This window comes from Rahnella sp. PCH160 (genome assembly GCF_047784855.1).
Classification (GTDB): Bacteria; Pseudomonadota; Gammaproteobacteria; order Enterobacterales; family Enterobacteriaceae; genus Rahnella.
This window is the reverse complement of sequence record NZ_JBLOGT010000001.1, coordinates 3821225-3847783: the sequence shown is the minus strand read 5'-3', so window position 1 is coordinate 3847783 and position 26559 is coordinate 3821225. Positions and strand designations below refer to the sequence as shown.

Sequence of the window (26559 nt, the reverse complement as noted above, 5' to 3'; positions counted from 1 at the left end):
GGTGACGGTCAGGGCTGTCACCCAACGAGGTTATCCATGTTTAAGCACATCCGTGTGTCCACCTGCATGTTTTTGTTGTTGTTAGTGTTTTTCGTTATGCAACTGGTCAGTAGCGGCTTATCGCTGCAAGCTGCTCACACGGATAAATTGAATTTTGAGCAGATATCCAGCACCGCTGAACAGCGTGATGCGTTAAGCCAGACCTGGTCATATTTGCTGCAAACCCGTAACACCCTGAACCGCGCGGCGACGCGTCTGGCGCTGAAACAGCCTCAGGAAACCGTCACGCAACTGATGGGCGATGCGAAAACCAGCCTGAAAAGTGCTGAAGATGCCTATGCCGTTTTCCTGGCGCTGCCGCGCAGAACCGAAAAAGCCGTTGAACTGACCACCGTCAATAAGGCGGGTTATGAAGCGCTGCACGGAATGTTGCAGGTTCTGATTGAGTCGTTATCGCGCGGCGACATGGATGCCTTCCTCGCCAGCCCGACCCAGAAGTATCAGGATCTGTTCCAGAAAGAAGTGAGTAATTACAACGCTTACATCGGAGGCCGCTTCCAGCAAGCCAAAGAGCAAACCACCGACTCTTATCAGAGCGTGATGATCAATACGACTATCGTGACCGTGCTGCTGCTGGTTCTGACGGCGCTGGCGCTGGTCGTGACCCGTCGCATCCTGTTCACGCCGCTGACCATCATGCGCGGCCACTTTGACCGTATCGGTGCCGGTGATATCTCCGCGCCCATCACGGTAGAAGGGCGCTACGAAATTAAAGTGATGCTCGAGAGCCTGCAGCAGATGCAGCAATCTCTGGCAGAAACTGTCCGTACCGTGCGTCACGGCGCTGACACCATGTTCTCCGGCCTGAAAGGTATCTCTACAGGAAACACCGATTTGTCTTCACGCACTGAGCAACAGGCTTCGGCGCTGGAAGAAACTGCCGCCAGCATGGAAGAGCTGACCGCGACCGTCAAACAGAACGCCGAGAACGCCCGCCAGGCGACTCAGCTGGCGCGTGATGCGTCAAATACCGCAGAAAAAGGCGGCGAGCTGACCGGCAACGTGGTGAAAACCATGAATGATATCGCCGGGAGTTCGAAGAAAATCAGCGCAATCACCAGCGTGATTGACGGCATTGCCTTCCAGACCAACATTCTGGCGCTGAACGCTGCAGTAGAAGCGGCGCGTGCCGGTGAGCAAGGGCGCGGATTTGCGGTCGTGGCCGGTGAAGTGCGCAGCCTGGCGCAACGCAGTGCACAGGCGGCGAAAGAAATTAAGGCGCTGATTGATGAATCGGTCAGCCGCGTTAGTCAGGGTTCCGTACTGGTGGAATCCGCCGGTAACACGATGGATGACATCGTGCGCGCCGTGACCCGCGTCACCGACATCATGGGAGAAATCGCCTCCGCATCAGACGAACAAAGTCGTGGTATCGAACAGGTGTCGATTGCCGTGACCCAAATGGATCAGGTGACTCAGCAGAACGCCGCGCTGGTACAGCAGGCCGCTGCCTCAACGCATGCGCTGGAAATTGAATCTGAAAACCTGACCCGTGCAGTATCGGTGTTTCGCCTTGCGTCCACAGGGGGCGTCTCACAACGCCGAACTGGCCAGACGCAGGCCATAACACCACGCCAGGTGGCCCAACCCGCGTTACTTCCGGCAACCGCGCAAGCGGGGACGGCGGATAACTGGGAAACCTTCTGACAGGTCAATCTGAATGAAGCGTCAAATGGGTTTCCGTACAACCACCTGTCTATTAATGGAGCTGCACCATGAATCAACCAGGCTCGCCAATGAGTACTGATAACTCTTCGATCATGGCACAGATGATCCAGCGGTTACCGCTGTCAGATACACATTTTCGCCGGATCAGTGAGCTGATTTATCAGCGTGCGGGAATTGTACTGGCGGACCATAAACGCGAAATGGTCTACAACCGCCTGGTCCGGCGGTTGCGGATCCTCGGGCTTAACGATTTCAGCAGTTATATGGCCTTGCTGGAAAGTGACAGTAACAGCGCGGAGTGGCAGGCGTTTATCAATGCGCTGACCACCAACCTGACGGCGTTTTTTCGTGAGGCGCACCACTTCCCGATTCTGGCCGAGCATGCCCGTTCACGGCCTAATAATTACAGCGTGTGGAGTACGGCGGCATCGACCGGTGAAGAGCCGTACTCCATCGCCATGACGCTCAGCGAAGCGCTGGGGCCGAAGATGGCAAACTGCCGTATTCAGGCCAGCGATATCGACACGCAGGTGCTTGAGAAAGCCACGGCGGGCGTTTACCGGCTGGAAGAGTTGCGCACGCTCAGCCCGCAGCAGTTACAGAAGTTTTTCCTCAAAGGCACCGGCCCGCACAGTGGTCTGGTCCGGGCGCGCCCCGAGCTGGCGCAAATGGTCGCTTTTCAGCAACTTAATCTGCTGGCAAGCCAATGGCAGTTGAACGGGCCGTTTGATGCAATTTTCTGCCGTAATGTGATGATTTATTTCGATAAAGAAACACAGGAGAAAATTTTACGCCGATTTGTTCCGTTACTTAAACCGGGTGGCCTGATGTTTGCCGGACACTCCGAAAACTTCAGCCAAATCAGCCGGGAATTTTATTTGCGCGGCCAGACGGTTTACGGCCTCGCCAAGGAGAGGTAATGAATAAAATCAGAGTGTTGAGCGTCGATGACTCGGCGTTAATGCGTCAGCTGATGACAGAAATTATCAACAGCCATCCGGATATGGAAATGGTGGCGACCGCGCCGGACCCGCTGGTGGCGCGCGATCTCATCAAGAAATTTAATCCGGATGTTCTGACGCTGGATGTCGAAATGCCGCGCATGGACGGTCTGGATTTTCTGGAAAAGCTGATGCGACTGCGTCCGATGCCGGTGGTGATGGTGTCGTCGCTGACCGGTAAAGGATCAGAAATCACGCTGCGCGCGCTGGAACTGGGGGCGATTGATTTTGTCACCAAACCGCAACTGGGTATTCGCGAAGGGATGCTGGCGTACAGCGAAATGATTGCCGATAAAATCCGGACGGCGTCAAAAGCGCGTCTGAACAAAAACGTCAACATCGAGCAGCCGCGTATTCTCAGCCATACGCCGCTTCTGAGCAGTGAAAAGCTGATTGCCATCGGGTCATCTACCGGCGGCACCGAAGCGATTCGTCACGTGTTGCAACCGCTGCCGCCGACCTGTCCGGCGCTGATGATTACGCAACATATGCCGCCGGGGTTTACCCGCTCTTTTGCCGACCGTCTGAACAAACTGTGTCAGATCACCGTGAAAGAGGCCGAAGACGGCGAACGTGTTCTGCCAGGTCATGCGTACATCGCGCCGGGCGACAGACATATGGAACTGGCGCGCAGTGGCGCTAACTATCAGGTTAAGTTGAACGACGGCCCGGCGGTCAACCGCCATCGTCCGTCGGTCGACGTGTTATTCCGTTCGGTGGCGCAGTATGCCGGACGCAATGCCGTTGGGGTGATCCTGACGGGTATGGGCAATGACGGGGCCGCCGGCATGCTGGAGATGCACCGCGCAGGGGCTTACACCCTTGCACAAAACGAAGCCAGCTGTGTGGTTTTCGGTATGCCTCGTGAGGCTATCGCGACCGGTGGCGTAAACGAAGTGGTGGATCTTAGTCAAATCAGTCAGCGGATGCTGGCACAAATATCAGCCGGTCAGGCATTACGTATTTAATTTTTCAGCCTCACGGCTCAGTACCAAACCTTAGGAGTAGATAAAACATGGCCGATCCAAATCTGAGATTTCTGGTAGTTGACGATTTCTCTACCATGCGTCGTATCGTTCGCAACCTGCTGAAAGAGCTGGGCTTCAACAACGTTGAAGAAGCGGAAGACGGTGTCGATGCACTCAACAAACTGCGTGCCGGTGGTTTTGACTTCGTGGTATCCGACTGGAACATGCCAAACATGGACGGTCTGGATCTGCTGAAAACCATCCGCGCTGACGGCGCATTAGCCAAACTGCCGGTGCTGATGGTGACGGCAGAAGCGAAGAAAGAAAACATTGTGGCAGCCGCACAGGCCGGTGCCAGTGGTTATGTGGTGAAACCTTTCACTGCGGCCACGCTGGAAGAAAAACTGGGCAAAATTTTCGAAAAACTGGGCATGTAGGAGCTGATTTATGGCAGAGATACCAATGCCCGCAAATGATGCGGCAACCGCGGGCGAGATTATCGCCCGCATTGGGCAACTGACCCGTATGTTGCGTGACAGTATGCGTGAACTTGGCCTGGATCAGGCCATTGCTCAGGCCGCTGAAGCCATTCCGGATGCGCGCGATCGTCTGGATTACGTCGTCACCATGACCGCTCAGGCCGCTGAACGCGCCCTGAACAGCGTCGAGGCCGCACAGCCACGTCAGAACAAACTTGAGTCTGGCGCGAAAAAACTGGATAAGCGCTGGGATGAATGGTTTGAGAATCCGATTGAACTGTCGGATGCGCGTGAACTGGTCACGGATACCCGCAGTTACCTGAAAGAAGTCCCTGAGCACACCAGTTTTACCAATGCTCAGCTGATGGAAATCATGATGGCACAGGACTTCCAGGATCTGACCGGTCAGGTGATTAAGCGCATGATGATCGTGGTTCAGGAAATTGAAAATCAGCTGCTGATGGTGCTGATGGAAAACATTCCTGAGCAACAGGTTAAAGCCAAGCGTGAAAACGACAGTCTGCTTAACGGCCCGCAACTCGACGCTAATGGCGTCGGTGTTGTTGCTTCGCAAGAACAGGTCGATGACCTGCTGGATTCGTTAGGTTTCTGATGCGTGGGTATGTGCACTCCGAACACCTCTCCGTGGCGCACTGAGGGGTGTTTTCTTATGGTAAATTTATTCATCTGCTGAATAACCCCCTCTTTATATCGTTTTTCCATCCATCAGACCTGGCCGTCTTTGTCATGCTATCCCTGCGTCATTGAAGTTGCAGCGACGTTAGCGATACCCGGTCACACGAATCACTGGTTATGCCAGCACATCGGGATCCCCTCACTGACTGCTTTGCTGCAACGCCACTGCCTATGAGATTTTTGCAATAAATTGTGCTCGTTGCTTTTTGCGCCGGGTAAATGCAGACAGGAAACACCGGTGGCTGAAGACAGCGATCTCGAAAAAACAGAAGCCCCCACATCCCACAGGCTGGAAAAAGCCCGTGAAGAAGGGCAAATCCCGCGTTCGCGCGAACTGACCTCGATGCTGATGCTCGGGGGCGGTTTCACGCTGCTGTGGGTTTCCGGCGAATCCATAGCGCGCCAGTTGGGCGTGATGATTTCGCAGGGATTGAAATTTGACCACGGCATGGTCAGCGATGACCGCCAGATTTTGCAACAAATAGCCTCCCTGCTTAGCCGTGCGGTCTGGGCGTTAATGCCGGTGATCGGTGGTCTGATCCTGATTGCGCTGGCCGCGCCGTTGTTGCTGGGCGGGCTGATGTTCAGCGGAAAGTCTTTTGCACCGAAATTCAGCCGTATGGATCCGATTGCCGGATTTAAGCGTTTATTCTCCGGGCAGGTGCTGGCGGAACTGCTCAAGGCTATTTTGAAAGCGCTGCTGGTGGGCTCCGTGGCCGGGCTGTATATCTGGCACAAATGGCCGGACATGATGCGGCTGATGGCGCAGCCCACCATACCTGCGCTCGGTGAAGCGCTGAATATGGTGGCGTTCTGTGCGCTGATGGTTGTTCTCGGCTTAACGCCGATGGTGGCGTTTGACGTGTTCTGGCAAATCTGGAGCAACCTGAAAAAACTGCGCATGAGTAAGCAGGATATCCGTGACGAACATAAAAGCCAGGAAGGCGATCCGCATGTTAAAGGCCGTATCCGCCAGCAACAGCGCGCGATGGCCAGACGCCGCATGATGACCGACGTGCCCAAAGCCGACGTGATTGTGACCAACCCGACGCACTACGCCGTCGCGTTGCAGTACAGCGAAAACAAAATGAGTGCACCAAAAGTGCTGGCGAAAGGGGCAGGCGACGTGGCGCTGCGCATCAGAGCGCTGGGTGCCGAACACAAAATTCCGATGCTGGAAGCGCCGCCTCTGGCGCGTGCGCTCTACCGGCACAGTGAAATTGGTCAGCAAATCCCGACCGCGCTTTACGCTGCGGTTGCCGAAGTTCTGGCCTGGGTTTATCAGCTCAAACGCTGGAAGCGCGAAGGCGGACTGATCCCGAAAAAACCTCAACATTTACCAGTGCCTGACGGTCTGGATTTTGCAGGAGAAAGTGATACCCATGGCTAATCTGGCCGCGATGCTGCGTTTACCCGCCAACTTTAAGTCCGGACAATGGCAGGTTCTGGCAGGCCCAATCCTCATCCTGATGATCCTGTCGATGATGGTGCTGCCTCTGCCGCCGTTCCTTCTCGACTTGTTGTTCACGTTCAACATTGCGCTGTCTATCATGGTGTTGCTGGTGGCGATGTTCACCCAGCGGACGCTGGATTTTGCGGCTTTCCCGACCATTCTGTTGTTCTCAACCTTACTGCGCCTGTCGCTCAACGTAGCGTCCACCCGTGTGATCTTGTTAGAAGGTCACACCGGCGGCGCGGCGGCGGGGCGGGTTATCGAAGCATTCGGCCACTTCCTGGTGGGCGGCAACTTCGCCATCGGTATCGTGGTGTTTATCATCCTGGTGCTGATTAACTTCATGGTTATCACCAAAGGTGCCGGACGTATCGCCGAAGTGGGCGCGCGTTTTGTGCTCGACGGGATGCCAGGTAAACAGATGGCGATCGACGCCGACCTCAACGCCGGTCTGATTGGCGAAGATGAAGCGAAAAAACGCCGCAGCGACGTCACGCAGGAAGCCGACTTCTACGGTTCGATGGACGGTGCGAGTAAGTTCGTGCGCGGTGACGCCGTTGCGGGTCTGATGATCATGATCATTAACGTGGTTGGCGGCCTGCTGGTTGGCGTGTTGCAACACGGGATGGATCTCGGTCATGCCGCCGAAAGCTACACCTTGCTGACCATCGGTGACGGTCTGGTCGCGCAGATCCCGGCGCTGGTTATCTCGACCGCCGCCGGTGTGATCGTGACCCGCGTCGGCACCAATCAGGACGTCGGCGAGCAGATGGTCACCCAGCTGTTCCGCAATCCGCGCGTAATGATGCTGAGTGCCGGTGTCCTGGGGCTTCTCGGTATGGTGCCGGGCATGCCAAATCTGGTGTTCCTGCTGTTTACCAGTGCTTTACTGGCGCTGGCGTGGTGGACGCGCGGTCAGGAGCTGAAAGCGCCGCAGGCAAAAGAAGCGGTCCCGTCGGCAGCCGACAGCGGTAAACAGTTGGTGGAAGCCAGCTGGTCAGACGTTCAGCTTGAAGATCCGCTGGGGATGGAAGTGGGGTACCGCCTGATCCCGATGGTAGATTTTGCACAAAACGGCGAACTGCTGGGACGTATCCGCAGTATCCGTAAGAAATTCGCGCAGGAAATGGGGTATCTGCCGCCTGTGATCCACATCCGCGACAACCTCGAATTACCGCCTGCCGGTTACCGCATCCTGATGAAAGGGGTCGAAATCGGTACGGGTACCGCGCATCCGGGGCGCTGGATGGCGATCAATCCGGGCAACGCCATCGGCGAACTGCCGGGTGAAGCAACGGTCGATCCGGCGTTCGGGCTGGCGGCGGTGTGGATTGAACCGGCGATGCGCGAACAGGCGCAGATCCAGGGCTTCACCGTTGTGGAAGCCAGTACGGTAGTGGCGACGCACCTGAATCATCTGATCAGTCAACATGCGCAAGAACTGTTTGGCCGTCAGGAAACGCAGGAACTGATGGAACGCGTGACCAAGGAAATGCCGAAGCTGACCGAAGACTTCATTCCGGGCGTGATTTCACTGACCAACATGCACAAGGTGCTGCAAAATCTGTTATCCGAACGTGTGTCGATTCGCGACATGCGCACGATTGTCGAAACGCTGGCGGAATATGCACCGAACCAGTCCGACCCGAACGAACTGACGGCCGTGGTGCGCGTCGCACTGGGCAGGGCGATTACCCAGCAATGGTTCCCGGGTAACGGCGAAGTGCAGGTTATCGGGCTGGATACGGCGCTCGAACGCCTGCTGTTACAGGCACTGCAAAGCGGCGGCGGCTTAGAGCCGGGGCTGGCCGACCGTCTGTTAACGCAATCAGAAGCCGCGTTACAGCGCCAGGATATGCTCAGCGCGCCGCCGGTCCTGCTGGTGAATCACGCGCTGCGCCCGCTGCTGTCACGTTTCCTGCGTCGCTCGCTGCCGCAAATTGTGGTGATGTCGAACCTCGAAATGACCGACAGCCGCCAGATCCGCATGACCGCGACCATTGGCGGTGAATAAGATGCTTCGCGCCGCGCTGCTCGTCCTGAGTCTGATAAGTCTGCCTGCGGTTGCGGCATCAGGTTCCTGGTCGGACACCCAGCGCGGCGTGACGCTGCAAAACCGTGGCGTGATGATGTCGTCACCGCCGCTGGCTGCTGCGAATTCTTCGCCGGTCAGGCAGAAGGGTTCTGCGACGATCACCACGGTAAGCTGGAAATATGAATTGCTCGGCGCAAGACCGGCGGGGTTACAGGTTCAGTTATGTAATTCCGTCAATCACTGCGTGGGGCTGGATGCGGACAGCGGTGTAACGACATCTTTTTATGGCCAGGCGGCCATCTCGCCGATGCGGTTTGTGTATTTTGTTGCCGGAAATGGGGCGATGAACACGCCGTTACGGGTGATTGGGAATCAGGTCATTGTGAATTACCGGTGAGCCACCGGGGGCTTGACCGGGCTTTTAACGGAGGATCGAGAAAGTTTCGGTTTTTCAATAACTGTGATCACTTAACTTCCTGCGCCGAAACCGACCAAAAGAGGGAAGTGCTTTCCCTCTTTTGGATTTCTCCCCGCTTTTTCAACACGCGCTACCGCTCGCTGGCACTGTTTCAGCAACTTCTGCGAGTGCCGCAAAATCTCGCCGCTGCGCGGTTCCTTCCAGTCGGATTACAAACCGCGCGAAAAGATTCGCGGTTTTCCACCTCTTCTTTCAGCGTGATTTTTGAAAGCGGCCACTGACTATGTAATTCGGGAGATCAATGCTGGCAGATTTCGAAGGCGGTAAGTAAGGAAACAGAATGTTGTTGAATTTAGATAAGCCATTGGCCGCTTTCAGAAAGCTTGCCGAGCGAAGTGTTTCGAGACCAAAGGCTCGAGACCGAGTGAGGGAACCGCGCAGCGGCAGGTTTTCGCGGCAATAACGGTGGCATCTGAAACAGTGCCAGCCAGCGGCAGCGCGCAGTAAAAAGACGCGGAGATTCAAAAGAGGGCTCGTCTTAGCCCTCTTTTGTCGGTTTGTTCGCGGGGAGTTATGTGATCACAGTTATTGAAAAACCGAAACTTTCTCGATCATCTGCCCGCCCTTACGGCGAGTGAAAAACCGTGCCCGTTTCGGTCTAAACGGAAATCTTCCTGACGGTTTGCCCGGATACCGTTTCCTGCCCGTTCGGCCCGTAGAATTTCTGCGTCTGGCTGGCGTTGAGAATAGCCAAAGCCTCGGTGTTGTAGGCGATTTGTTTGCCGAGCAACAACCCGTTATGACGATTTATCTGACTCAACTTGGTGGTCAGTTGCACCACCTCTTTCCACATCGCGGCGATTTCCGGCTGACGGGAGTAGGGGGCAGATTGTTTCAGGCGTTCATCATGCTGACGACGCTGTTTATCAAGATAGTCTACCGTAGCGAGCAATGAGCTCTTTTGCTCGGTGATATGCTGCAGGGCCGCTCCGTTCACGCGGCCTGAGCACAGTATCGTTTGTTCGTGATTAATCACTTGATCCAGCGCCTGCAACGTTTCAACCAAGGTAGTCATGGACTTGATAAAATTCTTCATCGGGCCTTATTACCTTCCCACTTTTTTTGTCACTAAGCCGGGTCTGCGGCTTAAAGACCTTTGAGATAATCCTGCGTGTCCTTCAACAGAGCATCGGCAATTTTGCCGGTATCCATGGTCAGTTTGCCATCACGGATAGCCTGTTTCAGTTCGTCGACACGTGCCGTGTTGATGTCCTGCGCACTTGACTGAGTCAGAGACGATTGCGCTGAGCTCAGGGTCACCGCCGTACCGCTGGTGGTGGTGCCAGAAACAGTGTCTTCTTTGCGCGTATTCTGAACGGATGCTTCAGAAGGGTCGCGCTGCTGGATCGAAGTTAAAGGTGAAACACCTTGAGTACGATCGATAGCCATATAAATATTCTCCGGTAAGGGTATTCAGGGCCTTTAATGTGACGCAAACCCCAAAAATGCCGTCGTGGGACGACTCTGATACGTTTGTTATCGACATGTGGCGAAATAACTTTAGCCTTAATTGCAGTTTTTTCTACAAATACGGTTGCAATTCAACCTAAATAGTCACTGTCACAGACCCATCTGAGCCTACTGTCCCGTTCACAATCACACCTGACGGCATTCTTATCCGCACGGATTCATTTGCTGCGGCGTTATTCATCGCCTTACCGGCGCTGGAAACGTTAAAACCACTGCCTGTTGCCTGTACCTGCACGTCCTGCCCCGCATGTACCATCCACGGGCGGCGCAGCATCGATAACGTCAACGGCTGGCCGATGCTGATATTGCGCAACGTCACGCCGTTAATGGCCTGCGTACTGTCAAGAATCGCTCTCGGGGGCAGCAGATCCAGACGGCCTTTTTTGGCTTCCAGATCCGTTTGCGCCAGATGCGCGCCCGCAGCCACATTTTTCGCCGCAACCCAGTAAGTTCCGCTCACCTGGACCTTGGTCTGCACATAACTTTTCTGACCGTTACAGTTCACCGCCACCGAAACATTACCCCAGGTGCGGCTGTTGGACGAAAGCATAAATTGTGGCGACAAACACTGCGGCTGTCGCGCGGCGGGCGTTGTCACCACCACCTTCACCTGCATTCCGCTGCCGGCATATTGCTGACCGAAGAACTGCTGGAGCTGCGAGGTCAGTAGTGTATCGCTATTGGCCGACGCAGGCACGCTTTTGGCCGGTGCATTTTGCGCAAAGCTTGTCCCGCCGGATGTCATACCCAGGAGAATACAACACAGCGTAATGCGTAAATGTCGGAGTTCCAGCCTGTTCATACGCGATTTACCTTTGTGGCCGGTGTGTCGGCGAAAAGTCTACTGGAGAGAAGTTTACCCCCACTTTGCAATTCCTAAAGGGACAAATAGCGGACGATTTTGCGCTTATTCAGACGATAGGTTGTTGACACCCGCATTTATGCTGTCGACTCCAAAATCTCACTTTGCGGAGGGCGCATGCTCGACAAATTGAACGCCGCACTACAGTTCCAACAGGAAGCGCTCAACCTGCGCGCCCAGCGGCAAGAAATTCTTTCAGCCAATATCGCCAACGCCGACACCCCCGGGTATCAGGCGCGCGATATCGATTTCGCCAGTCAGTTGCAGAAAGTGATGGAGCAGGGCCGCGCCAGTGAAAGCGGCATGTCTTTGTCACTAACGTCGGATCGCCACATTGCGGCGTCGAACGTTTCACCCGCCGACATGGATTTGATGTACCGGATCCCGGATCAACCGTCGGCAGACGGTAACACCGTCGATATGGATCGTGAACGTACCAATTTTGCGGATAACAGCGTGCGCTATCAGACCGATTTGACCGTCCTCGGCGGCCAAATTAAAGGGATGATGTCGGTGCTGCAAGGATAAAACCTATGTCGATGCTCGGTATTTTTGATATCGCCGGTTCTGCGCTTGCCGCGCAGTCTCAGCGTCTGAACGTCAGCGCCAGTAACATGGCCAACGCCGACAGTGTGACCGGCCCCGATGGTCAGCCTTATAAAGCTAAACAGGTCGTGTTTCAGGTGAATGCAGCGCCGGGGCAGGAAACCGGCGGCGTGAAAGTGGCGCAGATCGTGGATGATCCCGCGCCGGTGCGCATGGTGTACGAGCCCGGTAATCCGATGGCGGATGCGAAAGGCTATGTGCAAATGCCAAACGTAGATGTGGTCAGCGAAATGGTGAACACCATCTCCGCTTCCCGCAGTTATCAGGCCAACGTCGAGGTGCTCAACACCACTAAGTCGTTGATGATGAAAACTCTCACTCTGGGGCAATAGCGGAGCGACTTATGTCAATTACAACGTCGATTAACGACACCACTGATAACACGACGATCACCAGCACCGGTTCCAGCACGTCGACGACCGGCACCAGTTCGGCCGATGATTTATCCAGTAGTTTCCTGACCCTGCTGGTGGCTCAGCTGAAAAACCAGGACCCAACCAATCCCATGGACAACAGCCAGCTCACCAGCCAGCTGGCACAAATCAGCACCGTCAGCGGGATTGAAAAACTCAATACCACACTCGGCGGCATCTCCGGGCAAATCTCCAGCGGCACTTCCGTCCAGGCCAGTTCTCTGATTGGTCACGGCGTGATGGTTTCCGGTAGCGCGATCCTGGTCGGGAAAGACACTGACGGCACCGTCAGCACGACGCCATTTGGTTTTGAGCTGGAAACAGCAGCCAGTAACGTCACCGCCTCCGTGAGTGATTCCACCGGTAAAGTGGTGAAAACCATCAGCCTGGGCGCCCAGACTGCCGGCGTTCACAGCTATACCTGGGACGGCACACAGGACGATGGCACCGCCGCCGCCGATGGCAGCTATACCTTCAGCATCAATGCCCTGAACAACAGTCAGCAAATGGTGGCAACACCGCTGAACTATGCGCTGGTCAATGGTGTCACCAAAGATTCATCCGGGAATACCGCGTTGGATCTGGGCGTGCGCGGAACCGCAACCGTCGATTCTGTCCGCCAGATTTTGTAAGAGAGTCACTCAGACCGCTCCCTCCCCTTTGCCGGGGGAGGAGCGAAAACACTACACACAGTAAAATGGAGCTAACATGAGCTTTTCCCAAGCAGTCAGCGGCCTGAGCGCGGCATCGACCAACCTCGACGTGATTGGTAACAACATCGCCAACTCCGCCACCGTGGGTTTTAAAACAGCGACCGCCTCTTTTGCCGATATGTTCGCCGGTTCTCAGACCGGTATGGGTGTCAAAGTTGCCGCCGTTACGCAAAACTTTAATGACGGTACGACTACCAGCACTTCCCGCGGGCTGGATGTTGCACTGAGCGGCAACGGCTTCTTCCGCCTGACCGACACCAGTGGTGCGGTTTTTTACTCACGTAATGGCCAGTTGTCTCTCGATGCTAACCGTAACCTGGTGAACATGCAGGGCCTGAGCGTCACCGGTTTCCCGGCAACGGGCACACCGCCAACCATCGCCGCAGGCGCTCAACCTGTTGCACTGAACATCCCGACAACCATGATGAGCGCGAAAGCCTCAACGGCCGGGACGATGGTGGCTAACCTGAACTCAACGGACAAAGTGCCGACCACTGCGACGTTCAGCAGCAGCGATGACACCAGCTACAACTACGTCAACAGCATCACGACTTATGACTCGCAGGGTAATGCGCACGACAACAACGTCTACTTTGTGAAAACGGCTGCCAACAACTGGGATGTTTACGCGCAGGACGGCAGCGTGGCCGGTTCCGCAGCGGCGAAAATTGGTTCGATGAAATTTGATACCAGCGGCGCACTGGTCAGCACCGCTAACGCAGCAGGCGTTGCCAACACTGGTCTGGCACTGACGTTGCCGATGAACACCTCCACCAACGGCACCGTCACGCCGCAAACCGTTTCGCTCGATTTCACCGGCAGTATCCAGCAGAGCACCGGCAGCGACAGCATCGGTTCCCAGACGCAGGATGGTTATGCAGCAGGTCAGATGACCGGTTACACCATCAATGACGACGGCACCATTTCCGGGACTTACTCCAACAACAAAACCCAGTTACTGGGACAAATTGTGCTGAGTAGCTTCTCTAACCCTGAAGGTTTGAAATCTGAAGGCGATAACGTGTGGTCAGCAACGTCTTCTTCGGGTCAGGCGGTAACCGGGATCGCGGGTCAGGGTGGCTTAGCGTCCATGACCAGTGGTGCGCTGGAATCGTCAAACGTCGATCTGAGTGCGGAGCTGGTCAACATGATCGTCGCTCAGCGTAACTATCAGTCGAATGCGCAGACCATCAAAACTCAGGACTCCATCCTGAACACGTTGGTTAACCTGCGCTAACGCGCTACCTAAAAACAGGGCAGCAATATGGATCGCGCTATCTACACCGCAAGCGGCGCAGCCAGCCAGACGCTGGTTCAGCAGTCGGTCACGTCAAGTAACCTGGCTAACGCCTCCACACCGGGCTTTCGTGCGCAGCTTTTAGCCATGCGCGCCGTGCCGGTGGATGGCGAAAGCCTGCAAACGCGTACGCTGGTCACGGCGTCCACTCCGGGCGCAGACATGACGCAGGGGAAACTGAACTACACCGGCCGTCCGCTGGATGTGGCTTTACAGCAGGACGGTTTCCTGGCGGTGCAGATGCCTGATGGCACTGAAGCGTATACCCGTAACGGCGACATGCAGGTATCACCTACCAACCAGCTGACCATTCAGGGTCATCCGGTGATGGGGGATAACGGGCCCATCGAAGTGCCGCCGCAGTCTCAGCTCACAATTTCTGCGGACGGGACGATTGCTGTTCTGGAAGCCGGCGCTGACCCCAATACCATGGGGCAGCTCGGCAAATTGAAACTGGTGAAAGCGGCTGGCAATGAAGTGACCCGCGGGGACGACGGCATGTTCCGTCCGACCGCCGCCACGGCGCAAGCACGGGGTGCCGCATTGCAGGCCGACCCGACCATTCACGTGATGCCCGGAACGCTCGAAGGCAGTAACGCGGATCCGGTTTCGACCATGGTTGACATGATAGCCAACGCCCGCCGCTTTGAGATGCAGATGAAAGTCATCCACAGCGTCGATGAAAATGAACAGAGTGCCAACAATCTGCTGTCAATGAGCTGATGATGGCAGAGGAGTAATGACATGATCCCATCGCTATATATTGCGAAGACCGGGCTGGATGCCCAGCAGACCAACATGGACGTGATCGCCAACAACCTGGCGAACGTCAGCACCAACGGCTTTAAGCGCCAGCGTGCGGTTTTTGAAGACCTGCTGTACCAGACAGTCCGCCAGCCGGGTGCGCAATCTTCTGAACAGACGAACCTACCTTCCGGTTTGCAAATCGGTACCGGTGTTCGTCCGGTATCGACCGAACGCCTGTTCTCGCAGGGCAACCTGTCGCAGACCAGCAACAGTAAAGACATCGCGATCAAAGGCGAAGGCTTCTTCCAGGTGCAATTGCCGGACGGCACCACCGCCTATACCCGTGACGGTTCTTTCCAGGTCGATCAGAACGGTCAGCTGGTGACCTCCAGCGGCTACCAGATCATTCCTGCGATCACCGTTCCTGCGAATGCCCTGAGCATGACCGTCGGTCGTGACGGTATCGTCAGCGTGACCGTGCAGGGCCAGACGGCCGCGCAGCAGGTCGGGCAACTGACCCTGAGCACCTTCATCAACAACAGCGGCCTGGAATCCATGGGTGAAAACCTGTACCAGGAAACCCAAAGCTCCGGCGCGCCAACTGACAGCACGCCGGGCCTGAACGGTGCGGGCCTGTTGTATCAGGGTTATGTCGAAACCTCTAACGTCAACGTGGCGGAAGAGCTGGTCAACATGATCCAGACGCAGCGTGCTTACGAAATCAACAGTAAAGCGGTGTCCACGTCGGACGAAATGTTGCAGAAACTTTCGCAGCTGTAAGTTTTTTGTGGTTTTAAGAAAAATAAGAGGGCAGAGGCACATTGGCTCCTGCCCTGAACCGGTTCAGATCCCTACCAGGTCGATTTTTTTAAGGCGATAACTGTGGTGACCAAAAAAATAACGTCGGTAATGACTTCTTCTACAGACCGACCAGGCAAACTGGTGCTGCCGCTGTTAGTCACGTTACTGGCGAATGGCTGCGCGTATATGCCGCATACTCCGCTGGTACCCGGCGCAACCTCAGCCGCGCCTGCACCCGCCGCGCCGCCGGTTCCCAACGGTTCGATTTTCCAGTCCGTTCAGCCGATGAACTATGGTTATCAGCCTCTGTTTGAAGACCGCCGTCCACGCAATATCGGCGATACGTTAACCATCGTCTTGCAGGAAAATGTGAGTGCGAGCAAAAGCTCCTCCGCGAATGCCACCCGCAACGGGTCAACGACATTTGGTGCCGCCACCGCGCCCCGCTATCTGGAAGGTCTGTTTGGCAATGCCCGCGCCGACGTCGATATGACCGGTGCCAACACCTTCGCCGGTAAAGGCGGGGCGGCGGCCAACAATACCTTCAGCGGCACGCTGACCGTGACCGTCGGCGAAGTGCTGGCCAACGGCAACCTGAAAGTTGTCGGTGAAAAACAAATCGAGATTAATCAGGGAACCGAATTCATCCGGTTCTCCGGTGTGGTCAACCCGCGCACCATCAGCGGTTCCAATGCCGTTATCTCCACACAAGTGGCAGATGCGCGCATCGAATACGTGGGGAATGGCTACATCAATGAAGCGCAGAACATGGGCTGGTTGCAGCGGTTCTTCCTAAACTTATCGCCGTTATAACGAGGCAATCATGCGAAAACTTCTCTCCGGTATCTTATGTCTGGCGGTTTCCGCCCTGGTGGTACTGCCCGCATCCGCTGATCGTATCCGCGACCTGACCACCGTACAGGGCGTGCGTGATAACGCCCTGATCGGCTACGGCTTAGTCGTCGGCCTCGACGGAACCGGTGACCAGACCACGCAGACACCGTTTACCACCCAGACGCTGACCAACATGCTCTCCCAGTTGGGGATCACCGTTCCGGCGGGCACCAACATGCAGCTGAAAAACGTGGCGGCCGTGATGGTTACTGCAAAAATGCCGCCGTTCTCCCGCGCTGGTCAGGCGATAGACGTCGTGGTTTCTTCGATGGGTAATGCCAAAAGTATTCGCGGCGGGACCTTGCTGATGACGCCCATGAAAGGGGTGGATAACCAGGTTTACGCGCTGGCACAGGGTAACGTGCTGGTCGGCGGTGCCGGGGCTTCAGCCGGTGGCAGCAGCGTCACGGTCAACCAGGTTTCCGGCGGACGTATTACCGGCGGGGCGACGATTGAACGCGAACTGCCGAGCACCTTCGGCACGGAAGGCGTGATCAGCCTGCAACTGAATGACGAAGATTTCAATCTGGCGCAGCAGGTCAGCGACGCCATCAACCGTCAGGGGCTGGGCACCGCCTCGGCGCTGGATTCCCGCAACATTCAGGTGATCGTGCCGCGCGGTAATACCTCGCAGGTGCGCATTCTGGCGCAGATTCAGAACATTGAAGTGAACGTCGGGCCGATGGACGCGAAAGTGATCATCAACTCCCGTACCGGCTCGGTGGTCATGAACCGCGACGTCACACTCGACAACTGCGCCGTGGCGCAGGGCAATCTGTCGGTGGTGGTCGATCGCCAGAACGACGTGAGCCAGCCGAATACGCCATTTGGCGGCGGGCAGACCGTGGTGACGCCGAATACCAATATTTCCGTTCGTCAGTCCGGCGGGTCTATTCAGCAGGTGCGCTCCAGCGCCAGCCTGAATAACGTCGTCCGCACACTCAACGCGTTAGGCGCGACGCCTATCGACCTGATGTCCATCCTGCAGGCGATGAAAACAGCCGGATGCCTGCGTGCTGATTTGGAAATTATCTGATGAGCGATCTGATGTCGATGTCAGGGGCGTTTGACGCGCAGGGTGCGGCGTATGACACGAATTCCCTGAATAAACTCAAGCGGGATGTTTCGCAGGATCCGCAGGCCCACATCAAAGAAGTCGCCAAGCAGTTCGAAGGCGTCTTCGTGCAGATGATGCTCAAAAGCATGCGTCAGGCATTGCCGCAGGGCGGGATCCTGGATAACCAGTCCACCAAACTTTATACATCGATGTACGATCAGCAAATTGCGCAGGACATGTCCGACAAAGGGTTGGGCATGGCCGACATGATGGTGGAACAGCTGACCGGCGGCACCAAACAGCCGTCGGAACTGGCGGGCACCACGCCGATGGCGCTGGACGGCGAAGTGCTGAAAACTATGCCGATTCAGGCAATGGAACAGTATCTGCGTAAAGTCATTCCGACCGCGCCTGACCGCACGACCGGCGGCGCGCCGTTACCGGTTGACAGCGGGCAGTTCGTCTCCAGCCTGAGCATTCCGGTGCAGGTGGCGAGCAAAGACAGCGGTATTTCCCATCAGCTGATTGTGGCGCAGGCCGCGCTGGAATCCGGTTGGGGACAGCGCGAAATCCCCACCGCCGACGGCAAACGCAGTTACAACCTGTTTGGCATCAAAGCGGGCAGCAGCTGGGACGGCCCGACCACCCAAATTACGACCACGGAATACGCCAACGGCGTGGCGAAAAAAGTCCAGGCCAGCTTCCGCGTTTACGGCTCCTACGTGGAAGCCATCAGCGATTACATCAAACTGCTTACCAACAACCCGCGTTATGCCCAGGTGGCGTCTGCCAATACGCCTGAACAGGCCGCACATGCGCTGCAACGTGCGGGCTACGCAACGGACCCGAATTACGCCGAAAAACTGGTCAGTGTGATCCAAAAAATAAAAGGCGCAGGCGAACAGGCTGTGAAAGCATACAGCCATGATTTAAAAGATATTTTTTAACCCTGCAAAACCGTGATTTTTTTCTCAAGTTTTAGCCGTAAAGGCCGATAACACGATCAGAATGGGAAAAGGGGAGAGCCCCGATTCGGTTCCCTTAATTACACGGTGGTAAAAAGTCACCGGCAGCCAAAAGGTCACTCATGTCCAGTAGCTTAATTAATACCGCAATGAGCGGACTGAACGCGGCGCAGGCAGCGCTCAGTACCACCGGGAACAACATCGCGAACGTCAGCGTGGCCGGTTATAACCGCCAGACTGCCATCATCACCCAGAGCAACGGGACATCCACGCCTGTCGGGTACATGGGTAATGGTGTGTCGGTGACGGGCGTGAACCGTGAATATAACTCTTTTGTCGTGAAGCAACTGCTGGGTGCCAGTGCATCAGGCAGCGCGCTGTCAACGCAGCTTGATCAGGCCAGTTCAATCGATGACCTGCTCGGTGACAGCTCAACCGGCATTGATGCCACTATGGCAACGTTCTTCAAAGGCCTGCAAACCCTGACCAGCAATGCCAGCGACAGTTCGGCACGTCAGGCCGTTTTGGGCGAAGCGCAGGGCTTAACCGCGCAGTTCAACAGCTCAGCGAAATACCTGAGCGACATGAATACCGCCGTTAACCAGCAGGTGACGCAGAACGTTGACCAGATCAATACCTTTGCCTCACAGATTGCCAAGTTAAACAATCAGATCACCGCTACGCGTGGCAGCACAGGGCAGGAACCGAATGCCTTGCTCGATCAGCGCGACCAACTGGTCAGCCAGCTCAATGACATTACCGGTGTGACCGTAATGCAGCAGGACGGTGACACGTATAACGTCTCCTTCGCCAACGGTACGCCGCTGGTGAGCGGCGGGACGGCCAAAACCGTTGTTGCGGTGGCGTCCAGTGCGGATCCATCCAAACTGACCGTTGGCATGACGCAGCCTGATGGCTCAGTCACACAACTTCAGGAAAGCCGGCTGACCACCGGGTCACTGGGTGGCACACTGGCGTTCCGTAAAGATAACCTGGAACCGGCCATCAACCAGTTGGGACAGCTTGCGCTGTCAATGGCTGATGCTTTCAACACCACCAATAAGGCCGGTTTTGATCTCAACGGTGACGCCGGGACAAACTTCTTCTCGTTCACCGGAGCCACCACGGTCGCGAATACCAAAAACACCGGGTCAGCGGAACTGAGTGTCGCCTACAAAGACACGACGGCCGTAAAAGCCAGCGACTACACCATGGCGTATAACGGCACCGCGTGGAATGTAACCCGCGTTTCTGACGGGGCATCCATCACCCCGACCGCAGGAACCGACAGCAGCGGTAATCCGACGATGGATTTTGACGGGTTATCCGTGTCCGTCACGGGCACGCCAGCGACCAACGACAGTATCACCATCAAAACGGTGAGCAACGTTGCCGGTAGCCTGAATGTCGCCATCAGTGATTCCTCCCTGATTGCCGCCGCAGGCGCTGCAGACAGCGGTGTCAGCGATAACACCAACGCCCAAAAATTGCTGAATCTGCAAACAGCAAAACTGGTGGAAGGTAAATCTACCCTGACGGGTGCATACGCCAGCCTGGTGAGTAACGTCGGTAACCAGGTTGCCACGCTGACCACCACCAGCACCGCGCAGGCCAATATTGTTACGCAGTTGACGACGCAACAGCAGTCTATCTCCGGGGTTAACCTCGATGAGGAATACGGCGATCTGCAACGTTTCCAGCAATATTACCTGGCGAACGCACAGGTTGTGCAGACTGCTTCGACCATATTCGACGCGATCATCAATATTCGTTAATACCGTCATACTTCACGTTGCAGGTGTGTTGGCTACGTTCACTTACCCGAATCACTGACTTAATGTCAGCTCATCGGGATTCGTTAACTTGCCGCCTTCCTGCATCGCGAATTATTTAGGTATTAAAAAGTAAAATGTGAACTGATAAGGAACTGATGCCATGCGCCTTAGTACCAATATGATTTACAACCAGAACATGAGTGCGGTGTTAGACGGGCAGAGCCGCTTTCAGGCGACCGGCTTACAGCTGTCCACTGGCTCGAAAGTCAGCAAGCCTTCGGATGATCCGCTGGCCGCTTCTCAGGCAGTATTAGTGCGTCAGGCACAGGCAGAAAACACGCAGTATTCTGTCGCGCGTACTTTTGCTAATCAGAGTATGAGTCAGGAAGAATCGACGTTAAGCAGTGTGACATCGACCATTCAGGATGCGCAGACGCTCATCGTTCAGGCCGGTGACGGTTCTCTGAGCGACGACGACCGTTCTTCTCTGGCGACCAAACTGGAAAGCCTGAAATCTCAGCTTCTGAACCTGGCGAACAGCACAGACGGTAATGGCCGTTACATTTTTGCCGGTTACAAAAGTGATACGCCGCCGTATACACAAGATGCGACAACAGGTGCCGTGACCTATTCCGGGGGACGACCGCGCTGACCCAGCAGGTGGATGCCAGCCGTACCATGACCATCAGCCACACCGGTAATCAGGTTTTCGATTCATTAACCGGTGATGCGAGAGTGGAACCCGACGGCTCAGCCAGCGAAACCGATATCTTCAAAACCATCGACGGTGCGCTGACTGCGCTGAAAACACCCTCAGCGGATTATACCTCTGATACCGAATATTCAGATGCGATTGATAAAGCCAACCGTGGCCTGAACAACTCACTCAACAACGTGCTGTCTGTGCGTTCAGAGTTGGGTACCCAGATGAGCGAACTGGATAATCTGGATACGCTCGGTGATAACCGCGAAGTGGCAAACTCGACCAAATTGAGTAACCTGGTGGATACTGACTGGACGTCCGCGATCTCGACGTATACGCTGCAACAGGTAGCGCTTCAGGCCTCTTACAAAACCTACAGCGCCATGCAGGGGATGTCCCTGTTCCAGATGAATTCATAATACTTCCGGCGCGTCGCCTGACGCGCCTGTTAACACTCTTCGTTATCGACTGCCCTCTGCGGCTAAAGCAGACACGCAGGCCTTTTTCTGACTGTACTTAAACCGGGTACGTTCAGCTTTGTATGTCACTTTTTCTAAGGTTGAAGTGACATACGCTTTTTCCTCTTCATATTCCGAACTGGCTCAGCGTTGGCGCCTTCGCTCACCCCGGTCACATACTTATTGTATGCTCCCGGGGATTCGTTCAGTTGCCGCCTTGATCCAATCCGGACTATTTCGAGGAACGTTCGGTTCGGCTTAGTGATTAATGACCAAATAAGGCGAGCAGGACGGGGAACAGGAACGGGGCGAGGAGGGAGGTGATAATCCCGCAAATCACCAGCGCCAGCGAGCTGAACGCGCCTTCCTGATAATCCATTTCTGCGCAGCGGGCGGTGCCGAGTGCGTGGGATGCGGTGCCCATCGCCAGACCGCGAGAGGCTTTGGTGGTGATCTTCAGCACGTTCAAAATACTGTGGCCGAAAACGGCGCCGAGGATCCCGACGAAGATCACGCACACCGCGCTGATGGCGGGAATACCGTGAATGGATTGCGCGGTCGCCATCGCAATCGGTGTGGTGACGGATTTAGGCAACACCGACGCGGCAATTTCCGGCGTCGCCCCCATCCACAACGCAATCGCTGTGCCGGTGGTCATTGCCACCATGCTGCCGATAAAACAGATACTGATGATGGATTTCCACCGCGCGCGGATCTGGTGCAACTGCTCGTAAAGCGGAAACGCCAGCGCGACGACGGCAGGTTGCAGCAAATCGTTGAGAATTTTACTGCCGGCAAAATAGCGCGTGTACGGAATATTCGTGACCAGCAGCAAAGGAATGATAATCACCATCGACATCAGCAGCGGGTTCAGCAATGGCATTTTGAGTTTAATCGCCAGCTTGCGGGCGGCGAAAAACACCAGCAGCGTCAGCGGCAGTGACCACAGAATATCAATCATTCTTTCTTCTCCGCTTTGTCAGTGACCGTGCCGCGATCCCCGTGGATATAGTGTGAGCAATAGGCAACCACCAGCAAAACGATGATCGTACTCACCAGACAGGACACCACCAGCGGGCCGAACTGTGTACGCAGTTGCTCATAGTAATTCATCACCCCGACACCGATAGGCACGAATAACAACGCCATATAGCGGATCAGGATATTGCAGCCCGGTTTTACCCATTTAAACGGCAGTATTTGTGTGGAAAGCAGCCCGAACAAAATCAGCATCCCGATGATGCTGCCGGGGATGGTGATCGGTAAAAGAGATGAAATCGCGTTCCCGGCGAACAGACAGAGGTATATCAGGATAAACGCCCGGATATAGTTGAATACCAGAGATAATGCGTTGTTCATGGTGATTTGCCCGCTTGGATGATGCATTCATCATACAATTAAGATGTGATCTGCGCCACATAAGCCAGTATGAAATTTAGGAATAAAGTGTATGTGATTGCGGAGATTGCCGCATTGCGATTTTCAAAAGCGGGCTGGTGTAAGTTTCGGTTTCTCAATTGCAGTGATCGCTCAGCGGCTGGCGCCGAAACCGACCAAAGAGGCCCAGGACGGGGCCTCTTTGGAATCTCCACGTCTTTTACAACACGCGCTGCCGCTCGCTGGCACTGTTTCAGCAACTCCTCCTGTTGCCGCGAAAACTTGCCGCTGCGCGGTACCTTCATTTCGGTCTTCGAGACTAAGGTCTCGAAACACTCATTCAGCAAGCTTTCTGAAAGCGGCCAGGGGCTTTTTCACCCTATTACAGTGGTTTGGTTTGCTCCTCCCCTGCGAAGGGGGAGGTTGGGAGGGGGTTTAGCAAACAACTCACCTTCAAAGTTGCCATTTCGAACCCCATCCCAACCTTCCCCTTGCCAAGGGGAAGGAGCATAAACACCAGCATTATTCTTCCGAATTACATAGCTTCTGGCCGCTTTCAAAACGACGTTGAGAGAGTGGTGAGAAACAGCGAGAGGTTTTTTTCGAGCTGGTTCGAACCCGAAGCGAAAGTACCGCGCCGCGGCGGCGTTTGCGGCAATAGCCGGATACGCTGAAACAGTGCCAGCGAGCGATAGCGCGCAGTGAAAAAGCGCGGGTGTCCAGAGGGCGCGCGCGTTAACGCGCCCTTTGGGCCAGTTTGGGCGGCGAGCCCAAGGTCTTGAATTTGGCTTTGTTTTTAAGCCAGTTTGGGCGGCAACCCACCCTCCGGCATCACAACCCTGGGGCTTTCCACATCGATGTCGTCAGTTGCCTGTCCACCAGCCTCAGTTGATCCGCGTACACTTCCTGCCAGTTGGCTTTCTGCACCAGATACTTCGCATGATTCGCCACGTCCGGCTGATATTCCCGTTCCCAGCGTACCAGCGCTTCTCCGGTCTCGGCCAGCGAGGCATAAACGCCCGCCGCGACACCTGCCGCAATTGCGCAGCCTAACGCGGTGGCTTCTTTCACGACCGGCACGTTGACCGGCACACCCGTGACGTCACTCAGGATCTGACACCACAATTTCCCCTTCGAACCGCCGCCGGAGAACACCAGCGATTTTGCGCGCACACCCGAAAAGCGGGCGATCATATCCAGATTACAGGCCGAAACGATGGCGGCGTTTTCTTCCAGTGCGCGGAACAGCGTCGGTTTGTTGCACTTTTCCGGGTCGATGGACAGATTGATAAACGACGGCGCGGCGTGATACCAGTTCTTGAAATGCATCGCGTCAGAGAAGACCGGCGTCACACCCCACGAACCCACCGGCACGCGCGCGGCCATGTCTTCCAGCAGGCTGTAAGTATCCACGCCCAGCCGTCCGGCGAGGGTTTTCTCTTCAGTGCAGAACGCGTCGCGGAACCAGCGCATCGTCAGGCCGGTGAAGAAACTGATGGATTCGGCCTGCGCCATGCCGGGAATGACGTGCGGATTGACGCGGATATTCATCTCCGGATCGGTGACCGGCTCCGGCAAATTCACAATCTGCTGCCAGAAAGTACCGCCTAACACGGCGGTCTGACCGGGACGCACCAGACCTAAACCGAGCGTGCCGAGCTGGGCATCGCCGCCGCCCATTCCGACGGGCGTTCCGGCTTTCAGACCGCTGAGTTCTGCCGCGGTGGCGGTGACATAACCCAGCCGTGTGCCGGTTTCGGCGACGGGAGAAAGCATATCGGCGCGCAGCCCGGCCATGTCTAACAGCTCAGGCCGCCAGTTACGGGTTGTCAGATCCAGCATGCCGGTGGTGCCGGCGTTTGACGGGTCAACCGCCAGCTCGCCGCTGAGCTTATACGCCAGCCAGTCGCTGATCATGGTGACGGTCGCAGCCTGACGGTAAATGTCCGGGCGATGGTGCGCAAGCCACAGCAGGCGCGGCATGGCGCTGAGCGCCAGCGTCTGGCCGGAGCACTCATACACTTCGCGTTCAAATTCGAAATCGTGGATTTCTTTCAGTTCGGAAACTTCACGGCTGGCGCGGGCATCGACGTTGGCGCAGGCCCAGATCGGTTCGCCGGATTTATCGTATAGCACGATCCCTTCGCGCATCGAACAGGCGGCGACGGCGCGGATGGCGGAGGCGGGGAGATGCGCTTCGTGCAGCGCCTGGCGGATACACTGGCAGGCGAGCTGCCAGTTTTTGTGCAGATCAAACTCCATAGAACCGGGTACATCCGGCAGCGCCAGATGGATCCATTCGGCCTGTCCGGCGGCAATCTGTTCGCCTTCGAGATTGAAAATCACCGCACGGATGCTGCCGGTACCGGCATCCAGCGCCATTAAATAGCTACGATCGTCGTCAGAGTTCAGGGTAGAGGTCATCGCTACGTTCTCTCGTGCCAGTTTATCGGGCACCGTTTACCTGACCGCCACACCCCTCACACCCTGCGGGTCAGCCGAGCAACGCCAGCATGGCTCTTGCTGTGCTCTCTTCAGTAACCAGTGCGTTAATTCGTTTGCCTTTCAGCGCCGCGACAATGGCTTCGGCTTTCTCGACGCCGCCGGCCACGCCTAACACGGTCGGAATACTGGCCAGATCGGCGGGGGTGACGGCGATCAGTTCATCGTGGATCGCCATGTTTTCCGCCAGCTCACCGTTGCGCTGCATAAAGAAGCCGAGGATGTCGCCGACCGCGCCTTTGCGGCCAAACAGGAGCTGCTCGCCTTCGCTGATGTAACCGGAGCGCAAAATCGTCGCTTCCTGTTTCTGGTTCAGCGAACCGATGCCGACCACCGCGATATCCGCCGCACAGGCTGCCAGCATCACGTCATGCACATTGCGTTCCTGCCGGAAAATCGCCGCCACGCTGGCCGATGAGGCCCGCAGCGGCGCGGGAATAATGCTGACGCCGCAGGCCGCGTCGAGCTGTCCGATGCCGGTCATATACGGCCCGACACCGCCGGAAAGCGTCACCATCCTGATCTGTTGCGAGGCGATAAAGCCGCTCAGATGTTGCAGCGTACTCATGGCCGTTTCGCCAAATCCAACCGCCAGCAGTTGTCCGGGTTTGAGCAGCGTCATCAGCATGTGCGCCGCGCCGACACCCAGACGGGTGCTCAGCGAACCGTCGGCCAGCTGTGGCAGAACGCGGATCTGCTGCAAATCAAAACGTTCGAGCAGGGTGTTTTCCAGCGCCAGACATCCCTCAAAACGCGAGTTGATCTGCACGCGGATCACCCCGGATTGCCGGCCTTTTTCCAGCAGCCGCGACACTTTCAGCCGCGTCAAGCCAAGTCGTTCACCGATCTCATTCTGGGTCAGACCGTCGTGGTAATAGAACCAGGCGGTGCGCGCCAGCAGTTCCTCTTCGCCCATGCTGAATTCCGGATGGTTAGTCAGATCAGAAAGCGTTGTCTTATCAGTCATAGTGAACACTTATCAAAATGTAGATCAATTGTTCGTTAACGGAATGTTGTTAACTGTGATGTGTTTGGCAAATTCCAAATGAATTCTGGTTGAATCATATCGCAGACTTTATGA

At 55.9% G+C, this 26559-nt stretch carries 25 protein-coding genes and 1 pseudogene; 19 read left to right on the top strand and 7 right to left on the bottom strand.

All coding sequences use genetic code 11. The features are described 5' to 3' along the window. Positions 1-36 precede the first annotated feature (36 nt). From ACM5QY_RS17640 to ACM5QY_RS17605, 8 genes are all read left to right on the top strand, one after another. Positions 37-1707 carry a methyl-accepting chemotaxis protein gene (locus ACM5QY_RS17640; RefSeq protein ID WP_416122000.1) on the top strand — a complete coding sequence of 557 codons (1671 nt, stop codon included), beginning with the start codon at positions 37-39 and terminating at the stop codon, positions 1705-1707. Positions 1708-1775: 68 nt separating this feature from the next. Continuing rightward, complete coding sequence (gene cheR / locus ACM5QY_RS17635; RefSeq protein WP_416121999.1) at positions 1776-2648, top strand: protein-glutamate O-methyltransferase CheR; 873 nt, start codon at positions 1776-1778, stop codon at positions 2646-2648. Further along, positions 2648-3697 (top strand): protein-glutamate methylesterase/protein-glutamine glutaminase, encoded by a 1050-nt coding sequence (locus ACM5QY_RS17630; RefSeq protein WP_104922339.1) that lies wholly within the window; start codon positions 2648-2650, stop codon positions 3695-3697. Before cheR ends, ACM5QY_RS17630 begins: the two co-directional genes overlap by 1 nt. 47 nt (positions 3698-3744) lie before the next feature. After that, positions 3745-4134 carry a chemotaxis response regulator CheY gene (gene cheY, locus ACM5QY_RS17625; RefSeq protein WP_104922338.1) on the top strand — a complete coding sequence of 130 codons (390 nt, stop codon included), beginning with the start codon at positions 3745-3747 and terminating at the stop codon, positions 4132-4134. Positions 4135-4144: 10 nt separating this feature from the next. After that, on the top strand, positions 4145-4789 hold the full coding sequence (cheZ, locus tag ACM5QY_RS17620; RefSeq protein ID WP_104922337.1) for a protein phosphatase CheZ: 645 nt from the start codon (positions 4145-4147) through the stop codon (positions 4787-4789). Between the two features lie 321 nt (positions 4790-5110). After that, positions 5111-6262 (top strand): flagellar biosynthesis protein FlhB, encoded by a 1152-nt coding sequence (gene flhB / locus ACM5QY_RS17615; RefSeq protein ID WP_416121998.1) that lies wholly within the window; start codon positions 5111-5113, stop codon positions 6260-6262. Beyond that, positions 6255-8339: a flagellar biosynthesis protein FlhA gene (flhA, locus tag ACM5QY_RS17610; RefSeq protein ID WP_416121997.1), complete on the top strand. Its 2085-nt coding sequence runs from the start codon at positions 6255-6257 to the stop codon at positions 8337-8339. Before flhB ends, flhA begins: the two co-directional genes overlap by 8 nt. 1 nt (position 8340) lies before the next feature. Beyond that, positions 8341-8757 (top strand): flagellar protein FlhE, encoded by a 417-nt coding sequence (locus tag ACM5QY_RS17605; RefSeq protein ID WP_416121996.1) that lies wholly within the window; start codon positions 8341-8343, stop codon positions 8755-8757. 679 nt (positions 8758-9436) lie between these two features. On the opposite strand, the gene ACM5QY_RS17600 is transcribed toward ACM5QY_RS17605, so the two are convergent. The 3 genes from ACM5QY_RS17600 to flgA all read right to left on the bottom strand — a co-directional run bounded on the left by ACM5QY_RS17600 (position 9437) and on the right by flgA (position 11110). Continuing rightward, positions 9437-9874: a flagella synthesis protein FlgN gene (locus ACM5QY_RS17600; protein WP_416121995.1), complete on the bottom strand. Its 438-nt coding sequence runs from the start codon at positions 9872-9874 to the stop codon at positions 9437-9439. Between the two features lie 50 nt (positions 9875-9924). Further along, complete coding sequence (flgM, locus tag ACM5QY_RS17595) at positions 9925-10227, bottom strand: flagellar biosynthesis anti-sigma factor FlgM (RefSeq protein ID WP_104922290.1); 303 nt, start codon at positions 10225-10227, stop codon at positions 9925-9927. Positions 10228-10384: 157 nt separating this feature from the next. Beyond that, positions 10385-11110 carry a flagellar basal body P-ring formation chaperone FlgA gene (gene flgA / locus ACM5QY_RS17590; protein ID WP_416121994.1) on the bottom strand — a complete coding sequence of 242 codons (726 nt, stop codon included), beginning with the start codon at positions 11108-11110 and terminating at the stop codon, positions 10385-10387. 177 nt (positions 11111-11287) lie between these two features. On the opposite strand from flgA, the gene flgB reads away from it, so the two are divergent. The 11 genes and pseudogenes from flgB to flgL all read left to right on the top strand — a co-directional run bounded on the left by flgB (position 11288) and on the right by flgL (position 21560). Further along, positions 11288-11698, top strand: coding sequence for a flagellar basal body rod protein FlgB (gene flgB, locus ACM5QY_RS17585; RefSeq protein ID WP_104922288.1), 411 nt, complete (start codon positions 11288-11290; stop codon positions 11696-11698). Positions 11699-11703: 5 nt separating this feature from the next. Further along, positions 11704-12108: a flagellar basal body rod protein FlgC gene (flgC, locus tag ACM5QY_RS17580; RefSeq protein WP_152326913.1), complete on the top strand. Its 405-nt coding sequence runs from the start codon at positions 11704-11706 to the stop codon at positions 12106-12108. 11 nt (positions 12109-12119) lie between these two features. Next, positions 12120-12821, top strand: coding sequence for a flagellar hook assembly protein FlgD (gene flgD, locus ACM5QY_RS17575; RefSeq protein ID WP_416121993.1), 702 nt, complete (start codon positions 12120-12122; stop codon positions 12819-12821). 76 nt (positions 12822-12897) lie between these two features. Further along, entirely contained in the window at positions 12898-14139 is a 1242-nt protein-coding gene (gene flgE, locus ACM5QY_RS17570; protein ID WP_416121992.1) for a flagellar hook protein FlgE, read from the top strand. A 27-nt stretch (positions 14140-14166) separates the two neighbouring features. Continuing rightward, entirely contained in the window at positions 14167-14922 is a 756-nt protein-coding gene (locus tag ACM5QY_RS17565; RefSeq protein WP_104922284.1) for a flagellar basal body rod protein FlgF, read from the top strand. Positions 14923-14943: 21 nt separating this feature from the next. After that, positions 14944-15726, top strand: a complete 783-nt coding sequence (flgG, locus tag ACM5QY_RS17560; RefSeq protein ID WP_104922283.1) for a flagellar basal-body rod protein FlgG — start codon at positions 14944-14946, stop codon at positions 15724-15726. A 129-nt stretch (positions 15727-15855) separates the two neighbouring features. Continuing rightward, positions 15856-16560: a flagellar basal body L-ring protein FlgH gene (locus ACM5QY_RS17555; RefSeq protein WP_416122918.1), complete on the top strand. Its 705-nt coding sequence runs from the start codon at positions 15856-15858 to the stop codon at positions 16558-16560. Positions 16561-16570: 10 nt separating this feature from the next. Further along, positions 16571-17677 carry a flagellar basal body P-ring protein FlgI gene (locus ACM5QY_RS17550; RefSeq protein ID WP_416121991.1) on the top strand — a complete coding sequence of 369 codons (1107 nt, stop codon included), beginning with the start codon at positions 16571-16573 and terminating at the stop codon, positions 17675-17677. Next, on the top strand, positions 17677-18645 hold the full coding sequence (gene flgJ / locus ACM5QY_RS17545) for a flagellar assembly peptidoglycan hydrolase FlgJ (RefSeq protein WP_416121990.1): 969 nt from the start codon (positions 17677-17679) through the stop codon (positions 18643-18645). The genes ACM5QY_RS17550 and flgJ overlap by 1 nt, the downstream gene beginning before the upstream one ends. A gap of 140 nt (positions 18646-18785) precedes the next feature. After that, positions 18786-20438, top strand: a complete 1653-nt coding sequence (flgK, locus tag ACM5QY_RS17540) for a flagellar hook-associated protein FlgK (protein ID WP_416121989.1) — start codon at positions 18786-18788, stop codon at positions 20436-20438. Positions 20439-20598: 160 nt separating this feature from the next. Beyond that, positions 20599-21560 (top strand): annotated as a pseudogene (flgL, locus tag ACM5QY_RS17535) (flagellar hook-associated protein FlgL). A gap of 304 nt (positions 21561-21864) precedes the next feature. Here flgL and ACM5QY_RS17530 read toward each other — a convergent pair. From ACM5QY_RS17530 to lsrR, 4 genes are all read right to left on the bottom strand, one after another. Further along, positions 21865-22560: a CidB/LrgB family autolysis modulator gene (locus tag ACM5QY_RS17530; protein WP_416121988.1), complete on the bottom strand. Its 696-nt coding sequence runs from the start codon at positions 22558-22560 to the stop codon at positions 21865-21867. Beyond that, positions 22557-22958 carry a CidA/LrgA family protein gene (locus ACM5QY_RS17525; protein ID WP_416121987.1) on the bottom strand — a complete coding sequence of 134 codons (402 nt, stop codon included), beginning with the start codon at positions 22956-22958 and terminating at the stop codon, positions 22557-22559. The genes ACM5QY_RS17530 and ACM5QY_RS17525 overlap by 4 nt, the downstream gene beginning before the upstream one ends. Before the next feature lie 849 nt (positions 22959-23807). Beyond that, positions 23808-25400, bottom strand: a complete 1593-nt coding sequence (gene lsrK, locus ACM5QY_RS17520; protein ID WP_416122917.1) for an autoinducer-2 kinase — start codon at positions 25398-25400, stop codon at positions 23808-23810. A 70-nt stretch (positions 25401-25470) separates the two neighbouring features. Next, on the bottom strand, positions 25471-26445 hold the full coding sequence (lsrR, locus tag ACM5QY_RS17515; protein WP_416121986.1) for a transcriptional regulator LsrR: 975 nt from the start codon (positions 26443-26445) through the stop codon (positions 25471-25473). Positions 26446-26559 lie beyond the last annotated feature (114 nt).